General features: G+C 60.6%; 3 rRNA genes. All 3 read left to right on the top strand.

Annotation, left to right across the window (positions count from 1 at the left end):
• Window positions 1–222: 222 nt before the first annotated feature.
• Window positions 223–1,731 (top strand): 16S ribosomal RNA (locus K9U15_RS14465).
• 282 nt (window positions 1,732–2,013) lie between these two features.
• A 23S ribosomal RNA gene (locus K9U15_RS14470) occupies window positions 2,014–4,979 on the top strand.
• Window positions 4,980–5,091: 112 nt separating this feature from the next.
• Window positions 5,092–5,174, top strand: a 5S ribosomal RNA gene (gene rrf / locus K9U15_RS14475); the annotation flags it as partial.

Consider the following 5,174-nt stretch of genomic DNA (forward strand, 5'->3'; position numbering starts at 1 on the left):
CTTGACAGGATGGCAACGGGAAGGTAAAGTATCTCCTTGCGCCGCTCGCCCGGAAGGGAGGCGGCGAGGCCCCCCGGAAGGGGAGGCGGGAACCTTGAAAACCGGATATTGCGAGATGAATCGAATCGAGAGATGCCCGCCAGGCGAGCCCAGCCCACCGAAGGGCCGGGGGAGCCGGCGAAAACCAAGATCGAACAGATGCGGCAGCGATGCCGCTCTCTTCAAACGGAGAGTTTGATCCTGGCTCAGGATGAACGCTGGCGGCGTGCCTAACACATGCAAGTCGAACGATTAAGGCGCCTTCGGGCGTGTATAGAGTGGCGAACGGGTGAGTAACACGTGACCAACCTGCCCCCCTCCCCGGGATAACGCGAGGAAACCCGCGCTAATACCGGATACTCCGCCCCTCCCGCATGGGAGGGGCGGGAAAGCCCCGACGGAGGGGGATGGGGTCGCGGCCCATTAGGTAGACGGCGGGGCAACGGCCCACCGTGCCTGCGATGGGTAGCCGGGTTGAGAGACCGACCGGCCACATTGGGACTGAGATACGGCCCAGACTCCTACGGGAGGCAGCAGTGGGGAATTTTGCGCAATGGGGGGAACCCTGACGCAGCAACGCCGCGTGCGGGACGAAGGCCTTCGGGTTGTAAACCGCTTTCAGCAGGGAAGAAGTTGACGGTACCTGCAGAAGAAGCCCCGGCTAACTACGTGCCAGCAGCCGCGGTAATACGTAGGGGGCGAGCGTTATCCGGATTCATTGGGCGTAAAGCGCGCGTAGGCGGCCCGTCAAGCGGAACCTCTAACCCGAGGGCTCAACCCCCGGTCGGGTTCCGAACTGGCAGGCTCGAGTTTGGTAGAGGAAGATGGAATTCCCGGTGTAGCGGTGGAATGCGCAGATATCGGGAAGAACACCGATGGCGAAGGCAGTCTTCTGGGCCATCAACTGACGCTGAGGCGCGAAAGCTGGGGGAGCGAACAGGATTAGATACCCTGGTAGTCCCAGCCGTAAACGATGGGCGCTAGGTGTGGGGGGATCATCCCTCCGTGCCGCAGCCAACGCATTAAGCGCCCCGCCTGGGGAGTACGGCCGCAAGGCTAAAACTCAAAGGAATTGACGGGGGCCCGCACAAGCAGCGGAGCATGTGGCTTAATTCGAAGCAACGCGAAGAACCTTACCAGGGCTTGACATGCTGGTGAAGCCGGGGAAACCCGGTGGCCGAGAGGAGCCAGCGCAGGTGGTGCATGGCTGTCGTCAGCTCGTGTCGTGAGATGTTGGGTTAAGTCCCGCAACGAGCGCAACCCCTGCCATATGTTGCCAGCATTCAGTTGGGGACTCATATGGGACTGCCGGCGTCAAGCCGGAGGAAGGTGGGGACGACGTCAAGTCATCATGCCCTTTATGCCCTGGGCTGCACACGTGCTACAATGGCCGGTACAACGGGCCGCGACCTGGCGACAGGAAGCGAATCCCTCAAAGCCGGCCCCAGTTCGGATCGGAGGCTGCAACCCGCCTCCGTGAAGTCGGAGTTGCTAGTAATCGCGGATCAGCATGCCGCGGTGAATACGTTCCCGGGCCTTGTACACACCGCCCGTCACACCACCCGAGTCGTCTGCACCCGAAGCCGCCGGCCGAACCCGCAAGGGGCGGAGGCGTCGAAGGTGTGGAGGGTAAGGGGGGTGAAGTCGTAACAAGGTAGCCGTACCGGAAGGTGCGGCTGGATCACCTCCTTTCTAGGGAGACACGCAAGTGTCCGGACATGGTCGAGCTTCAGCTCCCATGGCCTGGAAGAAGATTTTAAAACCTATTGATTCAAGGGCCCTTTCGGTCGTCGCTCGCAATACCCGGTTTCGAGGGCTCCCGCCCTCGAGGCGCCCGAGGGCGCCCGCGCACCTTGACAGTTGCATAGCGAAAGCATCGATATAAATGAGAATCAATGATTAGCGATAGTCATATGATTCGCATCTGAACGATCGCGAACAAGAACGATATGGATACCTGAATTTACCTTGTAAGAAGAAGATGTCAAGGGCGCACGGCGGATGCCTTGGCACAGGAAGCCGATGAAGGACGCGGCAAGCCGCGATAGTCTGCGGGGAGGGGCAAACACCCTTCGATCCGCAGGTTTCCGAATGGGGGAACCCAGCAGGGGTCATGCCCTGCTACCCCGAGCTGAATCAAATAGGCTCGGAGGAGGCAACCCGGGGAACTGAAACATCTAAGTACCCGGAGGAACAGAAATCAACCGAGATTGCGCGAGTAGCGGCGAGCGAAAGCGCACCAGCCCAAACCCATGCACGTGCAAGCTTGAGGGCGTTGCTGCATGCGGTGTTGTGGGACCTTCCCCTCCCAGGGCCTCAGACCTGGGACGGAGTTACAAAGCGTCGCGGTAGCGGAACGGCATGGAAAGGCCGGCCGCAGCGGGTAAGAGCCCCGTACGCGAAACCCCGACGCCTCCGAGGAAGGCACCCGAGTAGTGCCGGGCACGTGAAACCCGGTGCGAATCCGGGGGGACCACCCTCCAAGGCTGAATACTCTCCTGTGACCGATAGCGAACCAGTACCGTGAGGGAAAGGTGAAAAGCACCCCGAGAGGGGAGTGAAACAGTACCTGAAACCGTGCGCCTACAAGCAGTCGGAGCACTCCTGCAGTGTGACGGCGTGCCTTTTGTAGAATGAGCCAGCGAGTTGCGGTAAGCGGCGAGGTTAAGGTTGGAACCGAGCCGCAGTGAAAGCGAGCCTTTAAGATGGCGACAGAGTCGCTTGCCGCAGACGCGAAGCCGGGTGAGCTATCCATGGGCAGGCTGAAGCGGGGGTAAGACCCCGTGGAGGGCCGAACCCACTTCGGTTGAAAACGGAGGGGATGACCCGTGGATAGGGGTGAAAGGCCAATCAAACCCGGAGATATCTCGTTCTCCCCGAAATAGCTTTAGGGCTAGCCTCGGTCGTTCAGTCGCGGAGGTAGAGCACTGGATCTTCTAGGGGGCTTCACCGCCTACCGAAAAGAACCAAACTCCGAATACCGCGACTTAAGAGACCGGGAGTCAGAGCATGTGGGCTAAGCTGTGTGCTCGAGAGGGAAACAGCCCAGACCGCCCGCTAAGGTCCCCAAGTTCATGCTGAGTGGCAAAGGATGTGCGTTTGCCTAGACAACCAGGATGTTGGCTTAGAAGCAGCCATGCATTTAAAGAGTGCGTAACAGCTCACTGGTCAAGTGGACATGCGCCGACAATTCACGGGGCTAAGCATGACACCGAAGCGGCGGACTGATCTATCAGTGGTAGGGGAGCTTCCCATGGGGGGCGAAGCCGAGGGGCGACCCTCGGTGGACCGCATGGGAGTGAGAATGCTGGCATGAGTAACGAGAGAGGGGCGAGAAACCCCTCCGCCGTAAGCCTAAGGGTTCCTGGGCAAGGCTAATCCTCCCAGGGTCAGTCGGGAGCTAAGGCGAGGCCGGAAGGCGTAGCCGATGCACAACGGGTCGACATTCCCGTACCGCTGACGAGCGTTTGACCGACGGGGTGACGGAGAAGGGTAGCCGGGCGGGGTTCTGGACGTCCCCGTGAAAGCGCGTAGGGAGCTGTGCATGGAAATCAGCGCAGCATGTATCCCGAGACGCGAGACGAAGCCATCAGGCGAAGTCGGCGAGCCCATGCTTCCGAGAAAAACCTCTAGGGAGCTTTGTCGGCGCCCGTACCAAAACCGACACAGGTAGGCGGGTAGAACATACCGAGGCGATCGGGAGAACCATGGTTAAGGAACTCGGCATACTGGCTCCGTAACTTCGGGAGAAGGAGCGCCCTTCCCGGTGAAGGCCCTCGCGGCCGGAGCGGGGAGGGGCCGCAGCGAAACGGCCCAAGCGACTGTTTATCAAAAACACAGGACTCTGCCAAGCCGCAAGGCGACGTATAGGGTCTGACGCCTGCCCGGTGCCGGAAGGTTACGCGGATGGGTTAGCCTTGAAGGCGAAGCTCTGAAGCCAAGCCCCGGTAAACGGCGGCCGTAACTATAACGGTCCTAAGGTAGCGAAATTCCTTGTCGGGTAAGTTCCGACCTGCACGAATGGCGTAACGATTTGGGCGCTGTCTCAACCATGGACCCGGTGAAATTGTATTATTCGTGAAGATGCGAATTACCTGCGGAAGGACGGAAAGACCCCGTGAACCTTTACTGCAGCTTGACATTGGTCGTTGGCTCGGCGCGTAGAGGATAGGCAGGAGGCTTCGAAGCGGGGACGCCAGTTCCCGTGGAGCCGGCCTTGGAATACTGCCCTCGTCGTGTCGGCGACCTAACCCGTGGCCGTGATCCGGCACGGGGACCGTGTCAGGCGGGTAGTTTGACTGGGGCGGTCGCCTCCCAAAATGTAACGGAGGCGCGCAAAGGTCCGCTCAGGACGGTCGGCAACCGTCCCGAGAGCGCAAGAGTGCAAGCGGGCTTGACTGCGAGGCCAACAAGCCGAGCAGGTGCGAAAGCAGGTTCTAGTGATCCGGCGGCCCAGAGTGGAATGGCCGTCGCTCAACGGATAAAAGGTACTCCGGGGATAACAGGCTGATCTTGCCCAAGAGTCCACATCGACGGCAAGGTTTGGCACCTCGATGTCGGCTCATCGCATCCTGGGGCTGAAGTCGGTCCCAAGGGTACGGCTGTTCGCCGTTTAAAGCGGTACGCGAGCTGGGTTCAGAACGTCGTGAGACAGTTCGGTCCCTATCCTCCGCAGGCGCAAGAAGATTGAGGAGATCTGCCCCTAGTACGAGAGGACCGGGGTGGACGGACCTCTGGTGGAGCGGTTGTCGACCAACGGCACCGCCGCCTAGCTACGTCCGGCACGGATAACCGCTGAAAGCATCTAAGTGGGAAGCCGCCTCCAAGATGAGTCTTCTCTTCGGTAAGGGCCCAGGTAGACCACCTGGTCGATAGGGCGCAGGTGCAAGCACGGCAACGTGCTCAGCCGAGCGCTACTAATAGCCCGAGCTCTTCTTCACAACAGGCAGGAACATCCGCGTTCCGCGATCGCTTCGATGCTGCGCTATGCGACCGCCAGGGTGGCGCGGAGCCGCCGGGCGGGGCTATAATGCCCGCGGGAGCATCCCCCGCGAGCGCGACCATGGAGGCGGGGATCACCCGATCCCATTCCGAACTCGGAAGTTAAGCCCGCCATCGCCGAAAGTACTGCGGAG

It is taken from the genome of Gordonibacter sp. RACS_AR68, assembly GCF_030418485.1.
Taxonomy (GTDB): Bacteria; Actinomycetota; Coriobacteriia; order Coriobacteriales; family Eggerthellaceae; genus Gordonibacter; species Gordonibacter urolithinfaciens.